The organism is Ruegeria sp. CDSB136, from assembly GCF_059610965.1.
In genome coordinates this window covers 130,717-149,040 of sequence record NZ_JBXWOP010000009.1, presented here as the reverse complement: position 1 = coordinate 149,040, position 18,324 = coordinate 130,717, and the positions used below count along the sequence as shown (strand labels likewise).

Here is an 18,324-nt window from a genome sequence, read left to right as displayed (position 1 = left end):
GCGCCATGGCAGTCGGCAAGAATATCCGTACCTATTTCGAGGGTCAGTGGCATGACGGGGATGCCCCGATCATGCGCGCGGCCGATCACGGTGCATGGCTGGGATCGTCCGTCTTTGATGGGGCGCGGTATTTTGATGGCATGGCCCCGGATCTTGAGGCGCATTGTGCCCGCGTGAATCGCTCGGCCGAGGCGCTTATGCTGACGCCATTCGTAACCACTGATCAAATGATCGGGATCGTCCTCGAGGGGTTGGAAGGCTATAGCCCCGATGCCGCTGTCTATATCCGTCCGATGTACTGGGGTATCGATGGCGACGCGACCGCGATCGTACCGCAGGAAAACAGCACAGGTTTTGCGGTCTGTCTGGAAGAAATTCCGATGGCGCCCGAGACCGCCTCGGCAACGCTGGGCACCACGCGATTCCGTCGCCCGGTATTGGAATCCGCAGTCGTGAATGCCAAGGCCGGCTGTCTTTACCCCAACAACGCCCGGATGTTGCAGGAGGTGCGCGGAAAAGGGTTTTCAAATGCGCTTGTCACCGACGCCCTTGGACATGTGGCGGAAACCGCAACGGCCAACATTTTCATGGTTCGCGACGGCGAGGTGTTCACACCCACCCCGAACGGAACCTTTTTGGCCGGGATCACGCGCGCCCGTCATATCAAGAACCTGAGGGCGGACGGCGTCACTGTGCACGAAGCCATCCTGAGCTTTGATGACTTCCACAACGCTGACGAAGTGTTCATGACCGGGAACATGAACAAGGTCACACCGGTAACGGCACTGGAAGATACCCGGTATCAGGTCGGCCCGATTTCCCGCCGCGCCCGTGAGTTGTATTGGGACTGGGCCGCCAGCAACCGCTAACACGTCAATGCGGCGCGCTTCCGAGTTGCCAGTATCCCCACTGTCGGGCATGATCCCGGAAACAAAAGAGGATACAAATGCGTAAGTTCCTGGTCATACTTGACGACAGCCGCGAATGCCTGAATGCCATGCGTTTCGCGGCAATGCGTGCGGCGCATACCGGCGGAGGGGTAACGGTTCTGTCGGTCATCCCTCCGGATGAGTTCAACCACTGGATCGGTGTGGCGGAAGTAATGCGGGAAGAAGCGCGCGAGCGCATTCACGCACATTTCGAGGTGTTTGCGAAATGGATGCGCGACAAGCAGGGTATCGAACCCGAACTGGCCATCCGCGAAGGCGATCCGGTGCCGCAGATCATTGAACATGTCCAGTCGGACCCTGAAATCGGGGTACTTGTTCTGGGTGCGGGCGTCGAAAAAAAAGGGCCCGGTCCGCTGGTGACGCAACTGACACGCAATTCCGGCAGTCTTCCGATCCCGATCACCATCGTGCCCGGGGATCTGAGCAAGGAAAAGCTGGAAGCTATTACCTGAGGCCCCAACATGACCCGCCGTATCCAATTCTGGTTCGAATTTGCTTCGACCTATTCCTATCTCAGTGCGATGCGGGTTGAACAGGTGGCGGCGCAAAAAGGGGTTGCCGTGGATTGGCAGCCCTTTCTTCTGGGCCCGATTTTCGCCGCGCAGGGATGGGACAATTCTCCGTTCAATATCTATCCCGCCAAAGGGCGCTATATGTGGCGTGACATGGAGCGTCTGTGCAAAAAGCGCGGGTTGGCTTTCGTGCATCCGAACCCTTTTCCCCAAAACGGAGTTCTGGCCGCCCGGCTGGTTCTGGCCATCGAGGATCAGGACCAAAAAGCGGCATTTGTGCGCGCTGTGTACCAAGCAGAATTTGCCGACGGGCGCACAATCTCGGACGAAAGCGTGCTGGCTGATTGTCTTGTCGTTGCCGGGTTGCGCAGCGATATGATTGCGCGATCAAAGGATCCGGCTATCAAGGAAGCTTTGTTCGAGCAGTCCAAGCGCGCTCAGGCCCTGGACCTGTTCGGGGCGCCCAGTTTTGTAGCAGGCGACGAGCTGTTCTGGGGGGATGACCGGCTGGAGGATGCGGTCGATTTTGCCAGTACGATTTAGAATCGTTCCAAATCTTGACTTCCACGGCGCCTGCCCGCATATCAGGTACAACCCAACCGGAGCCGCGCCATGTTCATTCAAACCGAATCGACGCCCAACCCTGCAACATTGAAATTCCTGCCCGGCCAAACCGTTCTGGAAGCGGGTACGGCAGACTTCCCGACGGCCGAAGCTGCCGAGAAGTCACCCTTGGCCAAGCGGATCTTTGAGGTGAACGGCGTTACCGGAGTTTTCTTCGGCAATGATTTTGTAACAGTCACGAAGTCTGACGACGTGCAGTGGGATCACATCAAGCCCGCAATTCTGGGCGCGGTGATGGAGCATTACCAGTCCGGTCAGCCGGTTATGGGCGCGGACGCCGCAACCGCCTCGGGGCACGCCGAACATACCGGCGAGGACGCGGAAATCGTCAATCAGATCAAAGACCTGCTGGACAGCCGCGTGCGTCCGGCCGTGGCGCAGGATGGTGGGGACATCACCTTTCACGGCTTTGACCGTGGGGTCGTATATCTGCATATGCAAGGCGCCTGTGCGGGCTGCCCATCGTCGACACTTACCCTGAAAATGGGGATCGAGAACCTGCTGCGTCACTACATCCCCGAAGTGACCGAGGTGCGCCCGGTTGCCGTCTGATCCGACCATACTGGCATTCGACACATCGGCCGCGCATTGCGCGGCCGCTTTGTTGCGGGACGGCGAAATCGTGACCTCCTGCGCTGAACCCATGACGCGCGGCCAGGCGGAACGCCTGATGCCGCTGCTGCACGAGGTTCTGGCCCTGGGCGGGTGTACTTGGGCGGATTTGGATGCGATCGGCGTTGGCATAGGTCCGGGCAATTTCACCGGAATCCGAATCTCGGTTTCTGCCGCGCGCGGTTTGGCGCTGGGCCTGGGAATTCCGGCTGTCGGCGTGACGGGATTCGATGCTCTGGCCGAATTTGCGCCTCAGGGCAGCATCCCTGCGATTCGCGCGCCGCGAGAGCAGGTTTATGTTTCCTTGCATGATTCTGACCCGGAACTGATTGGCCAAGAGACGGCAGAGACGTTTGGAGCCCTGGTTCTGAACGACAACGCGGATTTGCAAGCCCGCGCGATTGCCCGGATTACGTCACGTCGCTGGCAGTCTGTATCAGAGGCACCAGCGCCGCTCTATATCCGTGCGGCCGATGCGGCCCCGTCGAAAGATCTGCCTCCGGTGTTGCTGGACGAATGAAACCGCAGGATCTTGCAAAGACGCATGCCGCGGCCTTTACCCGGGCCCGCCCGTGGAGCGCCCAGGAGTTTTGCGATCTTCTGGAAAACAGATTCACGCATGTTGTTGGAAATGAACGATCATTTGCCGTCATTCAGGTTATTGCTGATCAGGCGGAGCTTTTGACGATTGCAACTCACCCGGCCTGTCAAAGGCAGGGGCTTGCAAGGCAATGCATGAAAGACTGGCACAACAAGGCAAAAAAACTGGGTGCCACTCATACTTTTCTGGACGTAGCGGCCGACAATTTGCCGGCAATTTCCCTTTATCAGAGCTGTGGTTACAAGGTCTGCGGCCTGCGTAAGGGGTATTACCTTCATGAAAACAATCAGAAGCTCGATGCAATCCAAATGGAATGCAGTCTGATCTGAAGGCAGGCAAGTTTTTTACCGATTGGTCAAAATAGTGGTTGACCATGGCTGTTGCAAACGGCCTTAATTCCCGCCATCACAACAGTTATGCTCGCTCTGAGTGGGTAAAGGGGGCTATCTTGGCTCCAGCCGACAAAAAAACAAAACGGGAGTAACCAATGACCCTGATGAAATCCTTGATGGGTGCCGCAGCCGCAGTCGCGATGACAGCGGGTGCCGCAATTGCAGAACCGGCCCTGATCTTTGACCTGGGTGGCAAGTTCGACAAATCGTTCAACGAAGCGGCCCATAACGGCGCGTCACGTTGGGCCAATCAGACCGGCGGTACCTACCGCGAGATCGAGCTTCAGTCCGAAGCCCAGCGCGAGCAGGCCCTGCGCCGCTTTGCGGAAGCCGGCGCCAACCCGATCATCACCATGGGTTTTGCAATGGCCGATCCGCTGTCTGCTGTTGCAGGCGACTATCCGGACACCAAGTTCGTCGCGGTTGACGTAACCTGGCTGGACGCGCCGAACATCCGTCAGATCGGCTTTGCCGAGCATGAAGGCTCGTATCTGGTCGGCATGATGGCCGCGATGGCGTCCAAGTCCGGCACCGTCGGCTTTATCGGCGGCATGGACATTCCGCTGATCCGCCACTTCGGTTGCGGCTATGCACAGGGCGCCAAGGCTGTGAACCCGGACATCAACGTGGTAGCCAACATGACCGGCACCACCCCGGCCGCCTGGAACGACCCTGTAAAGGGTTCGGAACTGACCAAAGCCCAGATCAGCCAGGGCGCTGATGTGATCTATGCGGCTGCCGGCGGCACCGGTGTTGGCGTTCTGCAAACTGCGGCAGACGAAGGTATCCTGTCGATCGGTGTGGACAGCAATCAGAACCACCTGCACCCGGGCAAGGTCCTGACATCGATGCTGAAACGTGTGGACGTTGCTGTTTATGAAGCGATGAAAGCGGGTGAAGACCTTGAAACCGGCGTATTCGCCATGGGTCTGGCCGAAGACGGAGTTGGTGTCGCAATCGACGATAACAACCGCGAACTGGTACACCCCCAGATGGCTGATGCCGTAGAAGCTGCACGTCGTGGCATCATCGACGGGGACATCTCTGTTGTCAGCTACTACGAGAACGACAGCTGCCCGGCACTGCAGTTCTGATATCGCATGGGACGGGGGATTTTATCTCCCGTCCCAACTCACTCTGCCGCTGTTTGACTACGCGGCCCTTCGGCAATTGAGGGCAAGACATGACCGTCCCCGCCATTGAGCTCAAAGGGATTTCCAAAGCCTTTGGGCCGGTTCAGGCCAACAAAGACATTTCCATCAGCGTCGCCCCCGGCACGATCCACGGGATCATCGGTGAAAACGGTGCGGGCAAATCCACGCTGATGAGCATCCTCTACGGGTTTTACAAAGCCGACAACGGCGAGATCTGGATCAACGGGACAAAGACCGAAATCCCTGACAGCCAGGCCGCGATTGCCTCGGGGATCGGGATGGTGTTCCAGCACTTCAAACTGGTCGAGAATTTCACCGTTCTGGAGAACATTGTTCTGGGCGCTGAAGACGGCGGGCTGCTGGCCCCGTCTTTGTCCAAGGCGCGCAAGGAACTGAAAGCGCTGGAAGAAGAGTACGAACTGTTCGTGGATCCGGACAAACGCATCGACGAGATCGGCGTGGGCATGCAACAGCGTGTCGAAATCCTGAAAGCCCTGTATCGCAAGGCCGAGATTTTGATTCTGGACGAGCCGACCGGCGTTCTGACCCCGGCCGAGGCTGATCAGCTGTTCCGCATCCTTGACCGTCTGCGGGCCGAGGGGAAGACCATCATCGTGATCACGCACAAGCTGCGTGAGATCATGGAGAACACCGATACGGTCTCGGTCATGCGCCGCGGGCAGATGACTGCGACGGTCAAGACCGCCGACACCAGCCCCGAGGAACTGGCCGAGCTGATGGTTGGCCGGAAGGTTCTGCTGCAAGTCGATAAAGTGCCCGCCCAGCCCGGCAAACCTGTGCTGGAGATCGAGAATCTGCGGGTGAGCGATCAGGCGGGTGTCGAGCGCGTCAAAGGTATCGACCTGACGATCCGTGCTGGTGAGATCGTCGGCATCGCCGGTGTTGCTGGCAATGGTCAGTCCGAATTGCTGGAAGTTCTGGGCGGGATGCGACCGGGGCAAGGGTCCATCAAGCTGAACGGCACCCCGCTGGCGCTGAGCGGACCGGGTTCGGACGGGCGCGCGCGCCGTGATCAGCACATCGCGCATGTCCCCGAAGACCGGCAGCGCGAAGGTCTGATCATGAATTTCCACGCTTGGGAAAACGTCGCCTTCGGCTATCACCGTGACCCTGCCTACAAGCGCGGCATTTTCATGGACAACGCTTCCCTGCGGGCCGATACCGAGGCCAAGATCGAGAAATTCGACGTCCGCCCGCCCAACCCGTGGCTGACAGCCAAAAGCTTCTCTGGCGGAAACCAGCAGAAAATCGTCGTTGCCCGCGAGATCGAGCGCAACCCCGACCTGCTGCTGGTCGGCCAGCCCACACGCGGTGTGGACATTGGTGCGATCGAGTTCATTCACAAACAGATCGTCGCGCTGCGTGATCAGGGCAAGGCAATCCTGCTGGTCTCGGTCGAGCTGGAAGAGATCTTCTCGTTGTCCGATCGGATTGCGGTGATGTTTGACGGACATATCATGGGCGAACGTCTGCCCCATGAGACAGATGAAAAAGAACTGGGCCTGTTGATGGCCGGTGTGGCGGGAGAGGCCGCGTAGTATGGAAAAAATGCCCAAATGGGCCGATGTCGTCCTGATCCCGCTGATCAGTCTGATATTGGCCGCAATCCTCTCGGCACTGGTCATCCTGGCCATCGGTGAAAACCCAGTCGAGGCTGTGAAGCTCATGGTTTCCGGCGCGCTTGGGTCGACCTATGGCTGGGGTTACACCCTGTATTACGCGACGAACTTCATGTTCACTGGGCTGGCGGTGGCCGTCGCCTTTCATGCGCGCATGTTCAACATCGGCGGCGAAGGACAGGCCATGCTGGGCGGCCTTGGGGTTGCCATCGTCTGCCTCTATGTCCCCTGGCCACACTGGAGCATTGCCCTTCTGGCCGCCTGCGCCGCGTCAATGGTTTTCGGTGCGGCATGGGCTGCGATCCCGGCCTATCTGCAGGCCAAGCGCGGCAGCCATATCGTGATTACCACGATCATGTTCAATTTTATCGCAGCGGCGGTTCTGAACTATGTTCTGGTCAATGTGATGCGCCCCCCGGGGGCGCAGGATCCGGCGACCGCCCGGTTCCCCGAAGCCGTTCATCTGCCTACGTTCCAGTCCATGTTCTCGACGGCCGAAAACGTTCTGTTCAAAGGTGCCCCGGCCAATATCACCTTCTTTGTCGCGGTTCTGGCCTGTTTCGTGGTTTGGGCGCTGATCTGGCGCACCCGGCTTGGCTATGAAATCCGGGCCTATGGTCATTCGGAAACCGGGGCCGTCTACGCAGGCATCTCACCCGTGCGCATTACCATCATCGCCATGCTGATCTCGGGCGCGCTGGCTGGCCTTATGGCCATCAACAACGTCATGGGCGAGGCGGAGCGGCTGGTTCTGAACTCGACCGAGGGCGCGGGTTTCATCGGTATCGCGGTGGCGCTCATGGGGCGCTCTCATCCGTTCGGGGTGTTTCTTGCGGCGATCCTTTTCGGGTTCCTGTACCAGGGCGGGGCCGAGTTGGCGTTCTGGACCAGTATTCCGCGCGAGCTGATCGTGGTGATTCAGGCGCTGGTGATCCTGTTCACCGGCGCGCTGGACAACATGGTTCGCATGCCGCTTGAAAAACTGTTCCTGGGTATGCGGAAAGGAGCTGAGTGATGGACACATTCCTGATCATCATCCAGGTCCTGGACTCAACCATCCGCCTTGCAACACCGCTGCTGCTGGCCTGTCTGGCCGGGCTCTATTCCGAACGGGCGGGCGTCTTTGACATCGGACTAGAAGGCAAGATGCTGATGGCGGCTTTCTTTTCCGCCGCCGTGGCAGCCGTGACCGGGTCGGTCTGGCTGGGCTTGTTGGCAGGTGTTGCCGCATCTTTGGTTTTGTCCGCCCTGCACGGCGTTGCGTCGATCACATTCCGGGGCAATCAGTTGATCTCGGGCGTGGCGATCAATTTTCTGGCGGCGGGGATGACCGTTCTTGTGGCGCAAAGCTGGTTCCAGCAGGGGGGTCGAACACCTTCACTGATCGGTGGCGGACGGTTTGGACCGATCGAATTTCCCTTTGCGGAAGCATTAAGCGGTGTTCCGTTCATTGGCCCGATTTATTCCGAGTTGCTGTCTGGCCATTCGATTCTCGTCTACGTCGCCTTTCTGATGGTGCCTGCCACTTGGTGGATCCTGTTCCGCACCCGGTTTGGCTTGCGACTGCGCGCCGTGGGTGAAAATCCTGCCGCGGTGGATACGGCCGGTGTTTCCGTTGTGGGGCTTCGCTATGCCGCTGTTGCCATCTGCGGCCTGCTTTGCGGGATCGCCGGTGCCTATCTGGCCACCGCGCTTCAGGCCGGGTTCGTCAAGGACATGACAGCCGGGCGTGGCTTTATCGCGCTGGCGGCCCTGATCTTTGCGAAATGGAGACCCTGGCACGCGATGGGGGCCTGCCTTCTGTTCGGTCTGCTTCAGGCCATCGCCCTGCGATTCCAGAACATCGATCTGGGTGGGGTTGTCATACCGGTGCAAGTCATGGACGCGTTGCCCTATATCCTGACCGTGGTGATCCTTGCCGGGTTCGTGGGCAAGGCCGTGCCGCCACGCGCCGGGGGCGAACCCTATGTGAAGGAACGCTGATAGGTCCAGTTCGGACTAGTATCTCAGTCCTGTTCGCTGCAGAGCGGCATGCAGAGTTGATTTTGCATGTCGCACCCGCTCTAAAGGGGTATGCAAACGCCCCCTTTCATAACCCGGTCTGCAGACAGGCTTTTTTCGCTTTCCGATTCCTCGGACTCTGGCTCCGGGATTGTTGTGCGGGTCGGTCTGTCTTTGCCGCTGGTGGGTCATAAACAGAGATTGTTCGCCCAGAACACTGCCAAGACCGTGCCGGTGCGTCGCACTTGCGGCCAGACCCATTGCAATAAGACGGGCTTTGTCACATTACACGAACACACCCAGCCCGTTTAGAGAACATCATGCAGATTTACCTTCCAATCGCCGAAGTATCCGTGAACGCCTTTCTGCTGTTGGGTCTGGGCGGAATGGTGGGCATTCTTTCCGGCATGTTCGGAGTTGGCGGCGGGTTCCTTATGACCCCGCTGCTGTTCTTCATCGGCATCCCTCCCGCTGTGGCAGTTGCGACCGAGGCCAACCAGATCGTGGCGTCGTCGTTCTCTGGCGTGTTGGCGCATTTCCGGCGAAGGACCGTGGACTTTCGAATGGGCACCGTGTTGCTGACCGGAGGTCTGATCGGCGCGGCGCTGGGCGTTGTGGTGTTCAACTACCTCAAAAGCCTGGGTCAGGTCGATTTGCTGGTTACCCTGTGTTACGTCGTGTTTCTGGGTGTCGTCGGTAGCCTGATGTTCATCGAAAGCCTCAACGCGCTGCGCAAGTCAAAAAAGGCCGGAGGTTCGCCCCCCAAGCGACGTCAGCGCGGCTGGGTTCACGCCATGCCGCTCAAGATGCGCTTTCGGACTTCGGGCCTGTATATTTCGGTCATTCCACCAGCGTTGGTCGGGCTGTGCGTCGGCGTGCTGTCCGCCATCATGGGCGTGGGCGGCGGGTTCATCATGGTGCCTGCGATGATCTACCTGCTGGGCATGCCGACCAAGGTCGTTGTGGGAACATCGCTGTTTCAGATCATTTTCGTGACGGCGTTTACAACAATGCTGCATGCCACCACGAACTACACTGTTGATGTGGTCCTGGCGGTGCTTCTTCTGGTTGGTGGAGTTATCGGGGCGCAGATCGGCACGGTCATCGGATCGCGCATGCCGGCCGAGCAGTTGCGTGTTCTGCTGGCGGCCCTGGTGCTTGCCGTATGTGGAAAACTTGCGCTGGACCTGTTGCTTCAACCCTCCGAGTTGTACTCGTTGGGCGATGCGGGAGGGCACTGATCATGATGCGTTATCTGATCGCCGTTCTGTGCCTTATCTGCCTGCCCGCGCATGCAGAGGATGAGCAGGTCGTTCTTGGCCTCAGCCAGGACCGGGTTGCAATCACAGCAAACTTTGACGGTTCCGAAATTCTGATTTTCGGGGCGGTCAAGCGCGAAGCGCCGATCCCGCCGGGCCCTCCGCTGGAAGTGATTGTTGCGGTTGCCGGGCCATCCAGCCCCGTAACGGTGCGAAGAAAAGAAAAGCGGCTGGGTATCTGGGTGAACACCGACAGCGTGTTGGTCGATCTGGCACCCAGCTTTTATGCCGTTGCAACCAGTTCACCGCTGAATTCCATCCTGTCGGACGTAGAAGATCTGCGCCACCGGGTTTCGATCGAACGTGCCATCCGGTCGGTGGGTGCCGCGATGCATATTCGCGGCGCGCAGGACTTTGCGGATGCTGTTGTTCGAATTCGCGAGCATGAGGGACTTTACTCGATCCGAGAAAACACCGTGGCTGTGGATGAGCAGACCTTGTTCAGAACCTCGATCGACATGCCTGCAGACTTGACCGAGGGCGACTATGTCGCGCGCATTCTGCTGACACGCGGCGGAGAGGTTGTTTCCCAATTCGAGACGGTGATCGACGTGCGCAAGGTTGGACTTGAACGGTTTCTGTTCAACATGTCCCGCCAACAGCCGGTCTGGTACGGACTGATGTCGCTTGTCATCGCGATCTCGGCCGGGTGGGGCGCCTCGACCGCGTTCAGATTGCTGCGCGAGAAGTAAACCTTTAGCCCCGGCCGATGTAAGGCATCGTGGTGGCCATCACCGTCATGAACTGAACATTCGCCTCGGGCGGCAGCGAAGCCATATGCAATACAGAGCGTGCCGCATCCTCGACAGACATAGTCGGGTCCGGGGTCGTGCCTTCTGCCATCGCCGCGTCGACCAGGCCCTGCACTATTTGCGTGCGCGCGTTGCCGATGTCGATCTGGCCGCAGGCAATTCCAAAGCTCCGCCCGTCCAATGACAGGCTGCGGGTCAATCCGGTGATCGCGTGTTTCGTCGCCGAGTAGTGGACCGAGTTGGGACGCGGGACATGGGCCGCTATCGAACCGTTGTTGATGATACGCCCGCCTTGCGGCGACTGATGGCGCATGATGCCAAAGGCCGCCCGGGCACACAGGAACATCCCGTTGAGGTTCACGTTGACCGAGTTGTACCAGTCGTCCAGCGCGATCTCGTCAATGGTTCCGCCAGGCGCGAAGATGCCCGCGTTGTTGAACAGCACGTCCAGACGGCCAGCCTGTTTGGTGAAAGCATCGAAGGCGGCGGCGACTGCGTCCGGGTTCGTTACATCGGCAACCAAGGGGACGGCGTTTTCGTGAGCCTCTGACATTGCCGTCAGAACATCGGCACTGCGCGCCAGAAGGCCGGCGCGCCAGCCTTCTTCCAGAAACAACTCGGCGGTTGCCCGGCCGATACCAGAACTTGCGCCGGTTACGATGATGGTCTTCATGTGTCTTCAGCCTCCAGAACCAGAGAAGCCACGGGCGCTGTGCGCAGGTCATCAACGCGCAGTGGATGAGTTGGCTTGGACAGGCGGTTGCGCACGACCCAGATCAGCCGTTCCTGCGCGCGGGTTATGGCCACATAAGCTAGGCGTTTCCACAGGGGTTGTCCCGCCTCGGTACGACCCATTCTGGCGGCAGCGTAGATATCTGGCGCAAAAACCTGCACCGTGTCCCATTGCGATCCCTGCGCCTTGTGAATCGTCACGGCAGCACCATGCAGGAAAGTCGCCCCCATGCGGGCGGCATAGGGGATAAACGGCTCTTCCTCGTCCGGTTTCTCGATCTTAACGATTGAGGCGGCGCTGACCTGCGGGTCTTCAGCCCCCATCACATGCAGACGCGAAAAACCTGGTTTGCGCCCGGGGCCCAGATAGATGACCTGTGCGCCCTTGATCAGGCCGCGCGCTTCCAGATCCAGCCGCTTCTTGCGGTGTTTCAGCGGCAGTTCCAGACCGTCGCAGATCAGGGGTTCACCCTCCAGCAACTCGGTGTCGGGGGCGCCGTGAACATGCCGGAAGGCGTTGATCAGGCGAATGCGCGTGGCGTTGCGCCAGACCAGAACCGGGCTGCGCGCCATCAGGTCAACCTCGACCCGCTGCCCCCAGACGACGCGGTCATCCTGCCGGGCGGTCTGCTCGACCAGCCTTTCGAAATCCTCGAACCCCATTGCCGGGTCCGCCAAGGCATGGGCAAGATCCAGAATCGGGTTATCCGCATCCTGCCGGTGGACCCGGTGCAGTGTCAGCTTCCGAGGCTCGGGCAGAGCTTCGAATACCATGCTGCCGGACTGGTTCACAGGCGCAAGCTGGGCCGGATCTCCGAACAGCAGCAAGGTTGGAAAAATCTCTTTCAGGTCCTCGAACTGCCGGTCATCCAGCATCGAGGCTTCGTCCACAAACCCGATATCGAGCGGTTCGTCCCGGCGTTTCCACCCGGTAATGAAATCCGAACCCCGGAGCCCGGCAGCGGCTAGCGCCCCGGGGATGGATTTGTTGTTGGCATAGAATGCCGCTGCCCGATCCAGCGCCTCATCCGTCAGCCCCTCGATTTCAGGGCGTTCGTCATTGCCTGCGAGCCATTCGGCAATACGCTCATATTCCGGGTCGTATACAGGCGTGTAAAGGATGCGGTGGATGGTTGTTGCGGGAACCCCGCGCAGGCGCAGAACGCTGGCCGCCTTGTTGGTCGGGGCCAGAATGGCAAGGCTGCGCTTGTCCTTTGACTTACGGCTTTCAAAATCGCCGGACACGATCTGAACACCGGTTTCGGCCAGCGCCTTGAACAATTCAGCCAACAGCAAGGTTTTGCCTGACCCGGCCTTGCCGATCACGGCCATCGTTTCTGTCTTTCCACCTCCGGGCGGCCTGAGCAGCGCGTCATCGTCAAGGTCGACGCCCGCCGATTTCAGCATCTCGGAAATGCTGTCATAGGCGGCGGCCTGATCATCGGAAAAGGTGACAAGAGGCAAGGACATGGCGCGACCCTACAGGGCCGCGTCAGTCATCACCAGACGCGGAGTCCGCTTTTCCTGAATTCAGGCCGAAAGCGCGAACCGATGTTGCGCACTGCCCCCGAACGCTGCACGAAACCACAGCCGGGACAGGTCTCGGGAAACCCCCGCCCGTTCAGCCACCCGGCTGCAGTCCTCGGCTGAATAGGGCCAGAGCCCGACCGAGATCTGATCCCGGCCCTTGCCCTGCGACCCCAGCACCACCGGCGAAGACCCTATCAGACGGTAGATCCGGATCATCCTTGCGTCGAAGACACCGGCAATATGGGTCAGGCCAAATCCTTCCATCACTTCGCCACCGCTCAGCATTATGGCACCTGCCGTGTGCGGGCTGGCATTGCGCGACAGGCAGAACCGCGTAACCTACCAGATCAGCGGGCTGCGGATAGGACTGCCGCCCGTCAGATGACCAAAGACATCGTTTACCATGACCGGGCCGGTTGTCGGCAGTATCCGCATCGAACCGCCATGGCTGCCATCGGGTTCTTCCCAGATGACATAAAGCGGGTTCAGATCGTCATACCGATCCCGTTCTTCGCCGTTTTCGTCGACATCAACATCCCACCCCAGCCGGGTCTTGAACTGATCGGCGCGGTCCAGAAACATCCCCTTGGCAAGTTTTGGAAATTTATGCAGTTCGTCAGCATATACATAACGCAACATGACTTGCTCCCCTCGTCGTCCTGTGCAGGAACGAATGGGGTACAAATCCGTGGTTAATTTCCCGTTTGGTGACCGCGCGTTGCTTAAGTGGCTGTTAGGACTCGCCGTTCTGGTTTTCCCGGCTATGCGCCTCGCGATCTTCTCGGATTCGGGCCAGTGCTTTCCGCAGCAAGGGAACGCGATTGGGGCGAAAGCTTTCATCCGAAATCGTCATGTCCTGCATCCGGTCCAGACGGAAAAACCGGAAATCCCGGCGCAGGTGGCACCAGCTCAGCAGAATGCTGGCCCGATCCATATAGACGATGCTGAGCGGATTGACGCGCCGCGTGGTGGCATCGCCTTTTGCATCGGTATAGGCGAACTCGACCGTGCGTTCATCCCACGTGGCCTGCCGCAGATCAGGGACATGAATCGTGGGCGTGGCCGGGCGGTCAAAACGTGTTGCTGTCAGCACCGCATGACTTAGCCTGTGGGACTGGCGCTGTGGCAGGCGGCCCTGCAATTTGCGCAGCGCCGCGCTGGCTGCGTCGGACAGGGCAGGGTCCCCGATCTGCTGCACTTCGCGCAGGCCAAGAACAAGGGCTTCAAGTTCATCATCGGTAAAACCGAGCGGGGGCAGGGTCGCGTCTTCGATCAGGGTGAACCCAAATCCGGCCTCTCCGTCGATGACTGCGCCAAGGCCGCGCAATGTGTCTATGTCGCGGTGAACCGTGCGGGCCGAGACACCAAGATCCTGCGCCAGTTGTGAGGACGTTCTGGGAGACGGGCCCGAGCGCAGGGCCTGCATCAGTTGGAACAGTCGGGTGGTTCGGGTCATGATGCAACTTAGCCTAAACCTGATGTCAGTTTCTGTCATCAGTCGGAGTTATGCATCTACCATCCCACTTAGGAGCGATTTTGATGCTGACCCTTCTGACCTTCCCATCCGCCTTTGGCCAATACAGCGCCAGCCCCTTTTGCGTGAAAACGGCTCTCATGCTCCAGCACTCCGGCCAGTCGTGGCAGCGGTCGGATCTGTTGGATCCCCGAAAGATTCCGCACCACAAGCTTCCGGTGTTGCGCACACCCGACCGGTTGGTGCCGGACAGTGACCTGATCCGGGACTGGCTGGAGGCGCAGGGCGCCGAATTCGACCGGGGCCTGAGCGACATTCAAAAGGCGCAATCGCGTGCTTTGGTGCGAATGGCTGAAGAGCACTTGTATTTTCAGATCGTTCTGGACCGCTGGGGCAATGACGAGGTCTGGCCGATCCTGCGAAACACGTTCTTTACCTCTGTACCGGCTTTGATCCGAAAGCCGGTTTCCAATGCCATCCGAAAATCCGTTCTGAAAGGATTGCAGGCGCAGGGGGTTGGCCGATTTTCGGTTGCTGAACGGATGGAACGAATCGAGCGGGATCTGGAATCCATCGCCGCATTTCTTTGGCAATCTCCGTTCCTGCTGGCGGAACACCCGACATCGGCGGATATGAGTGTTGGTCCAATTCTCGCGGCGATGCGGGCGACACCGTCGGACACTCCGCTGACGCGGCGGATCAAACAGGATAAACTGCTGAATAGCTATATTGACCGCATGGAACAGGCGATCCCATTGGTATGAGACCTTTTGAGAACCCGGCAGTGGCACAGGCTTTCGAGGAACTGCCCCAGGGCACTCGAAAGGGTGCCCTGATCCTGCGAGAGCTGGTCTTTGAGACCGCAAGCGATCTGGAAGCCGCGCAGCCGTTGGCTGAGGCGTTGCGCTGGGGCCAGCCTGCCTACCTGGCGCCCAAGGGATCAACGGTCCGGCTTGGTAGCCACAAGTCCGCCAGCTTCGCCCTGTTCGTGCATTGCCAGAGCCGGTTGATGGGCGATTTCACCTCGGCCTTTCCCGGTGAAGACCGGATCGATGGCAATCGGGCCGTGTTGTTCGATGACATTGACCAGATCGACGAAACCCGTCACGGTTGGCTGATCGCGCGGGCGCTGACTTATCACCTCTGACGGCGTTTGCGTTCGACCTTGCGCTTGATCTTGTCCTTCTTGCGCTTGGTACTGACCGCCTTGCGCCGGGTTGCCCGCTTTGCCGGCCCCCGTCCGCGCGGCAAGGCCTGATCGTCAATCGACAACAACTCCAGCTCCAGCCCGCCGGTCACAGGCGTCGCTTCAGTCAGACGAACAGTGACACGCTGACCTATGGCGATGATCAGGCCGGTGTCCGACCCCATCAGGGTTCCGGCCTCGCGGTCGAAATGGAAGAACTCCCGACCCAGTGAGCGCACCGGCACCAGCCCGTCCGCGCCGGTTTCATCCATCTTCACGAAGGCACCGAACCGGGCGATGCCGCTAATGCGACCGGTGAACTCATTGCCCACCCGCTCGCTGAGATAGGCGGCAAGATAGCGGTCGGTTGTGTCCCGTTCCGCCATCATCGAACGACGTTCGGTGTCCGAGATGTGGGTCGCGGTCTCTTCCAGGCGATCGATGTCATCCTCGGTCAACCCATCCTTGCCCCAGCCATGGGCCGAGATCAGCCCGCGATGCACGATCAGGTCGGAATAGCGACGGATGGGCGAAGTGAAATGCGCATAGTTCCGCAACGCCAAACCGAAGTGGCCGAAATTCTCGGGGTTGTAATACGCCTGCGCCATCGACCTGAGGGTGGTGAGGTTGATCAGCTCCGCATCCTCGGTTCCGGCAGCGGCGTTTAGCAGCGCGTTCAGGTGGCGTGTCTGCAACACTTGTCCCTTGGCCAGGTTGAGGCCCGCGGCCTGAGCCGTTTCGCGCAGGCTTTCCAGCTTTTCGGGGGCAGGTTCTTCATGCACCCGGAACAATAGCGGCTGGCGCTTGGCGATCAGCGTCTCAGCTGCCGCGACATTGGCGAGGATCATGAACTCTTCGATCAGTCTGTGTGCGTCCAGACGTTCGCGGAAGGCCACGCTCAGCACCTCGCCGGTGTCGCTGAGGACAATCTTGCGTTCGGGCAGGTCAAGTTCCAGTGGTTGCCGTACCGAGCGCGCCTTTTTCAGCGCGGTATACGCAGCATAGAGCGGTTTCAGAACCGGTTCCAACAGGGGTCCGGTACGGTCATTGGGATTACCGTCAATAGCCTCCTGCACTTCGGTGTAATTCAGCGAAGCAGCAGAGCGCATCAGGGCCCGAACGAAGCGGTGGCCGATCTTGTTGCCATCCGCGTCGATCTGCATTCGAACGGCGATACAGGCGCGCGGGACGCCTTCGTGCAGCGAACACAGATCACCCGACAAACGATCCGGCAGCATCGGCACCACACGGTCGGGGAAGTAACTGGAATTGCCGCGTTTGCGTGCCTCGCGATCCAATGCCGTACCTGGCTGCACATAAGCTGCCACGTCTGCAATCGCGACCCAGATGACATGGCCGCCAGGGTTCTTGGGATCGTCGTCGGCATGCGCATAGCAGGCGTCGTCATGGTCCCGTGCGTCCGACGGGTCGATGGTCAGCAACGGCATGTCCCGCAGGTCTTCGCGCCCTTTCAGGCCAACGGGTTTGGCCTTGTCAGCCTCGTCAATCACCTTGTCCGGAAAATCGTCCGGGATGCCGTGCTGATGGATGGCGATCAGCGACACGGCCTTGGGCGCAGACGGATCACCCAGCCGTTCCACGATCCGCGCACGGGGCAGGCCCATGCGGTTTTTTGGCCCGGCCTGCTCGGCCTCGACCAGTTCGCCGTCTTTGGCGCCCAGCACCGCGCCATCCTGAACCAGCCATTCGGTCTGGCCGGTCTTGTCGATGGGAACGATCCGCCCGCCCTCGGCCCCTTTGCGGAAGATGCCGACGATTTTGCGCGGGTTGGTTCCGATACGGCGGATCAGCCGCGCCTCGTAATTGTGGTCTTCCTCATGCACCACCGTCAGGCGGGCCAGGATGCGGTCCCCTTCGCCCAGCGCCGGATCGCTGGCGCGGGCAATGATCAGGACAATGGGTTCAACGCCTTCGCCATGCCATTCCAGCGGACGGGCAAACAGATCGCCATCAGCGTTCGGCGCCTTCACCTGCAACACACTGACGGGAGGCAGACGGTCGGGGTCGCGATAGCTGCGCTTTCGCTTTTCCAGATGCCCTTCGGCCTCTAGCTCCTTGAGGATACGCTTGAGGTCAATTCGGTCCGCGCCCTTGATGCCAAAGGCCTTGGCGATATCGCGTTTCGAGGTCAAGGTGGGGTTCGCCGAGATCCAGTCCAGGACCTCCTGCTTGGTGGGGATGCGAGTCATGAATTCGGCCTAGCACGGGGATGCGACCGCGTCATGACCAAAAAAGCAGTCGTGTGGATCAGGTTTGCAGATCTGCGACGGTATCCACGTCGTTCAGATAATCCAGCAGCACGAAGCTGCGATCGGGGATCGAGGCGAGTGTGTCCGCCAGCGCGTGTTCCGTCGACCAGCGCACGTTATTGAACAATCCGGGTGGCAGCGCCGCTACGCCTTGCGCACCAACCAGCCAGTACCCGCCATCTGTCGCAGGTCCAAATACCATTTGCGTCGCCCCCAGGGCGCGAAAGGCGCTTGCGATGTGGTTTCGGGTAATGCCCGGTATGTCGGCACCGATCAGGCAGACGGGCCCGTCCGGAGCGCTGCGTAACATCCGGGTCATGCGGACACCCAGATCGCCTTGCCCTTGCGCGACACGCGGCAAATCGGCGGGCCAGATCCGGCTGGCCAGACCCTCCCGATCGGGTGAAACCGCCAGCATGATCTGCCACCGAGGATCGCGCAGCCGCCGGATCAGAGCCCTTGCCTGATGCCGAAACCACCACGCTGCACCAACCATGCCGATATCCCGACCCAGTCGCGTCTTGACCCGACCCGGGCGTGGTTCCTTGATCATGATAATCAAAGTGCGTTGCATG

At 59.8% G+C, this 18,324-nt stretch carries 19 protein-coding genes and 1 pseudogene; 14 read left to right on the top strand and 6 right to left on the bottom strand.

Going from position 1 to position 18,324, the window contains the following annotated elements; translation table 11 throughout:
• Positions 1 to 5: 5 nt before the first annotated feature.
• The 12 genes from AC2FIR_RS11740 to AC2FIR_RS11685 all read left to right on the top strand — a co-directional run bounded on the left by AC2FIR_RS11740 (position 6) and on the right by AC2FIR_RS11685 (position 10,497).
• Entirely contained in the window at positions 6 to 869 is an 864-nt protein-coding gene (locus AC2FIR_RS11740) for a branched-chain amino acid aminotransferase (RefSeq protein WP_480490859.1), read from the top strand.
• Between the two features lie 77 nt (positions 870 to 946).
• Positions 947 to 1,402, top strand: coding sequence for a universal stress protein (locus tag AC2FIR_RS11735; protein WP_170615682.1), 456 nt, complete (start codon positions 947 to 949; stop codon positions 1,400 to 1,402).
• A 9-nt stretch (positions 1,403 to 1,411) separates the two neighbouring features.
• A complete protein-coding gene (locus AC2FIR_RS11730) occupies positions 1,412 to 2,005 on the top strand; it encodes a 2-hydroxychromene-2-carboxylate isomerase (RefSeq protein ID WP_170805763.1) in 594 nt (197 codons plus the stop codon).
• Positions 2,006 to 2,074: 69 nt separating this feature from the next.
• Complete coding sequence (locus AC2FIR_RS11725; protein ID WP_170615678.1) at positions 2,075 to 2,638, top strand: NifU family protein; 564 nt, start codon at positions 2,075 to 2,077, stop codon at positions 2,636 to 2,638.
• Positions 2,628 to 3,218 (top strand): tRNA (adenosine(37)-N6)-threonylcarbamoyltransferase complex dimerization subunit type 1 TsaB, encoded by a 591-nt coding sequence (tsaB, locus tag AC2FIR_RS11720; RefSeq protein WP_170805765.1) that lies wholly within the window; start codon positions 2,628 to 2,630, stop codon positions 3,216 to 3,218. Before AC2FIR_RS11725 ends, tsaB begins: the two co-directional genes overlap by 11 nt.
• Entirely contained in the window at positions 3,215 to 3,628 is a 414-nt protein-coding gene (locus AC2FIR_RS11715; RefSeq protein WP_170805766.1) for a GNAT family N-acetyltransferase, read from the top strand. Before tsaB ends, AC2FIR_RS11715 begins: the two co-directional genes overlap by 4 nt.
• Positions 3,629 to 3,786: 158 nt before the next feature.
• Entirely contained in the window at positions 3,787 to 4,785 is a 999-nt protein-coding gene (locus AC2FIR_RS11710; protein ID WP_170615671.1) for a BMP family lipoprotein, read from the top strand.
• Between the two features lie 89 nt (positions 4,786 to 4,874).
• Positions 4,875 to 6,404, top strand: coding sequence for an ABC transporter ATP-binding protein (locus AC2FIR_RS11705; protein ID WP_496762388.1), 1,530 nt, complete (start codon positions 4,875 to 4,877; stop codon positions 6,402 to 6,404).
• Between the two features lies 1 nt (position 6,405).
• Positions 6,406 to 7,500 carry an ABC transporter permease gene (locus AC2FIR_RS11700; RefSeq protein ID WP_170615667.1) on the top strand — a complete coding sequence of 365 codons (1,095 nt, stop codon included), beginning with the start codon at positions 6,406 to 6,408 and terminating at the stop codon, positions 7,498 to 7,500.
• Complete coding sequence (locus AC2FIR_RS11695; protein WP_480490855.1) at positions 7,500 to 8,468, top strand: ABC transporter permease; 969 nt, start codon at positions 7,500 to 7,502, stop codon at positions 8,466 to 8,468. Before AC2FIR_RS11700 ends, AC2FIR_RS11695 begins: the two co-directional genes overlap by 1 nt.
• 338 nt (positions 8,469 to 8,806) lie before the next feature.
• A complete protein-coding gene (locus AC2FIR_RS11690; protein ID WP_170615663.1) occupies positions 8,807 to 9,727 on the top strand; it encodes a sulfite exporter TauE/SafE family protein in 921 nt (306 codons plus the stop codon).
• Between the two features lie 2 nt (positions 9,728 to 9,729).
• Positions 9,730 to 10,497, top strand: coding sequence for a TIGR02186 family protein (locus AC2FIR_RS11685; protein WP_170825255.1), 768 nt, complete (start codon positions 9,730 to 9,732; stop codon positions 10,495 to 10,497).
• 4 nt (positions 10,498 to 10,501) lie between these two features.
• On the opposite strand, the gene AC2FIR_RS11680 is transcribed toward AC2FIR_RS11685, so the two are convergent.
• From AC2FIR_RS11680 to AC2FIR_RS11665, 4 genes and pseudogenes are all read right to left on the bottom strand, one after another.
• Complete coding sequence (locus tag AC2FIR_RS11680) at positions 10,502 to 11,230, bottom strand: SDR family oxidoreductase (RefSeq protein WP_496746796.1); 729 nt, start codon at positions 11,228 to 11,230, stop codon at positions 10,502 to 10,504.
• Positions 11,227 to 12,759 (bottom strand): ATP-dependent DNA helicase, encoded by a 1,533-nt coding sequence (locus AC2FIR_RS11675; RefSeq protein ID WP_480914884.1) that lies wholly within the window; start codon positions 12,757 to 12,759, stop codon positions 11,227 to 11,229. The genes AC2FIR_RS11680 and AC2FIR_RS11675 overlap by 4 nt, the downstream gene beginning before the upstream one ends.
• A gap of 60 nt (positions 12,760 to 12,819) precedes the next feature.
• Positions 12,820 to 13,458 (bottom strand): annotated as a pseudogene (locus tag AC2FIR_RS11670) (acyl-homoserine-lactone synthase).
• 94 nt (positions 13,459 to 13,552) lie between these two features.
• Complete coding sequence (locus tag AC2FIR_RS11665) at positions 13,553 to 14,275, bottom strand: helix-turn-helix transcriptional regulator (protein WP_170615655.1); 723 nt, start codon at positions 14,273 to 14,275, stop codon at positions 13,553 to 13,555.
• 83 nt (positions 14,276 to 14,358) lie between these two features.
• On the opposite strand from AC2FIR_RS11665, the gene AC2FIR_RS11660 reads away from it, so the two are divergent.
• Entirely contained in the window at positions 14,359 to 15,057 is a 699-nt protein-coding gene (locus AC2FIR_RS11660; protein ID WP_496762385.1) for a glutathione S-transferase family protein, read from the top strand.
• On the top strand, positions 15,054 to 15,440 hold the full coding sequence (locus tag AC2FIR_RS11655; protein ID WP_170615652.1) for a DUF1801 domain-containing protein: 387 nt from the start codon (positions 15,054 to 15,056) through the stop codon (positions 15,438 to 15,440). Before AC2FIR_RS11660 ends, AC2FIR_RS11655 begins: the two co-directional genes overlap by 4 nt.
• Here AC2FIR_RS11655 and rnr read toward each other — a convergent pair.
• Together rnr and AC2FIR_RS11645 are read right to left on the bottom strand one after the other, a co-directional pair.
• The gene (rnr, locus tag AC2FIR_RS11650; RefSeq protein ID WP_496746794.1) at positions 15,431 to 17,689 is read right to left on the bottom strand and encodes a ribonuclease R; all 2,259 of its coding nucleotides are present in this window, start codon (positions 17,687 to 17,689) and stop codon (positions 15,431 to 15,433) included. The genes AC2FIR_RS11655 and rnr overlap by 10 nt on opposite strands.
• Positions 17,690 to 17,747: 58 nt before the next feature.
• Positions 17,748 to 18,323, bottom strand: coding sequence for a TIGR04282 family arsenosugar biosynthesis glycosyltransferase (locus tag AC2FIR_RS11645; RefSeq protein WP_321250365.1), 576 nt, complete (start codon positions 18,321 to 18,323; stop codon positions 17,748 to 17,750).
• Position 18,324 lies beyond the last annotated feature (1 nt).

Coding starts and splice junctions, on each gene's coding strand:
- rnr (WP_496746794.1), bottom strand. CDS start 17,689: ATGACTCGCATCCCCACCAAGCAGGAGGTCCTGGACTGGATCTCGGCG.
- AC2FIR_RS11680 (WP_496746796.1), bottom strand. CDS start 11,230: ATGAAGACCATCATCGTAACCGGCGCAAGTTCTGGTATCGGCCGGGCA.
- AC2FIR_RS11735 (WP_170615682.1), top strand. CDS start 947: ATGCGTAAGTTCCTGGTCATACTTGACGACAGCCGCGAATGCCTGAAT.
- AC2FIR_RS11665 (WP_170615655.1), bottom strand. CDS start 14,275: ATGACCCGAACCACCCGACTGTTCCAACTGATGCAGGCCCTGCGCTCG.
- AC2FIR_RS11740 (WP_480490859.1), top strand. CDS start 6: ATGGCAGTCGGCAAGAATATCCGTACCTATTTCGAGGGTCAGTGGCAT.
- AC2FIR_RS11715 (WP_170805766.1), top strand. CDS start 3,215: ATGAAACCGCAGGATCTTGCAAAGACGCATGCCGCGGCCTTTACCCGG.
- AC2FIR_RS11645 (WP_321250365.1), bottom strand. CDS start 18,323: ATGCAACGCACTTTGATTATCATGATCAAGGAACCACGCCCGGGTCGG.
- AC2FIR_RS11675 (WP_480914884.1), bottom strand. CDS start 12,759: ATGTCCTTGCCTCTTGTCACCTTTTCCGATGATCAGGCCGCCGCCTAT.
- AC2FIR_RS11690 (WP_170615663.1), top strand. CDS start 8,807: ATGCAGATTTACCTTCCAATCGCCGAAGTATCCGTGAACGCCTTTCTG.
- AC2FIR_RS11660 (WP_496762385.1), top strand. CDS start 14,359: ATGCTGACCCTTCTGACCTTCCCATCCGCCTTTGGCCAATACAGCGCC.
- AC2FIR_RS11655 (WP_170615652.1), top strand. CDS start 15,054: ATGAGACCTTTTGAGAACCCGGCAGTGGCACAGGCTTTCGAGGAACTG.
- AC2FIR_RS11700 (WP_170615667.1), top strand. CDS start 6,406: ATGGAAAAAATGCCCAAATGGGCCGATGTCGTCCTGATCCCGCTGATC.
- AC2FIR_RS11725 (WP_170615678.1), top strand. CDS start 2,075: ATGTTCATTCAAACCGAATCGACGCCCAACCCTGCAACATTGAAATTC.
- AC2FIR_RS11685 (WP_170825255.1), top strand. CDS start 9,730: ATGATGCGTTATCTGATCGCCGTTCTGTGCCTTATCTGCCTGCCCGCG.
- AC2FIR_RS11730 (WP_170805763.1), top strand. CDS start 1,412: ATGACCCGCCGTATCCAATTCTGGTTCGAATTTGCTTCGACCTATTCC.
- AC2FIR_RS11710 (WP_170615671.1), top strand. CDS start 3,787: ATGACCCTGATGAAATCCTTGATGGGTGCCGCAGCCGCAGTCGCGATG.
- AC2FIR_RS11705 (WP_496762388.1), top strand. CDS start 4,875: ATGACCGTCCCCGCCATTGAGCTCAAAGGGATTTCCAAAGCCTTTGGG.
- AC2FIR_RS11695 (WP_480490855.1), top strand. CDS start 7,500: ATGGACACATTCCTGATCATCATCCAGGTCCTGGACTCAACCATCCGC.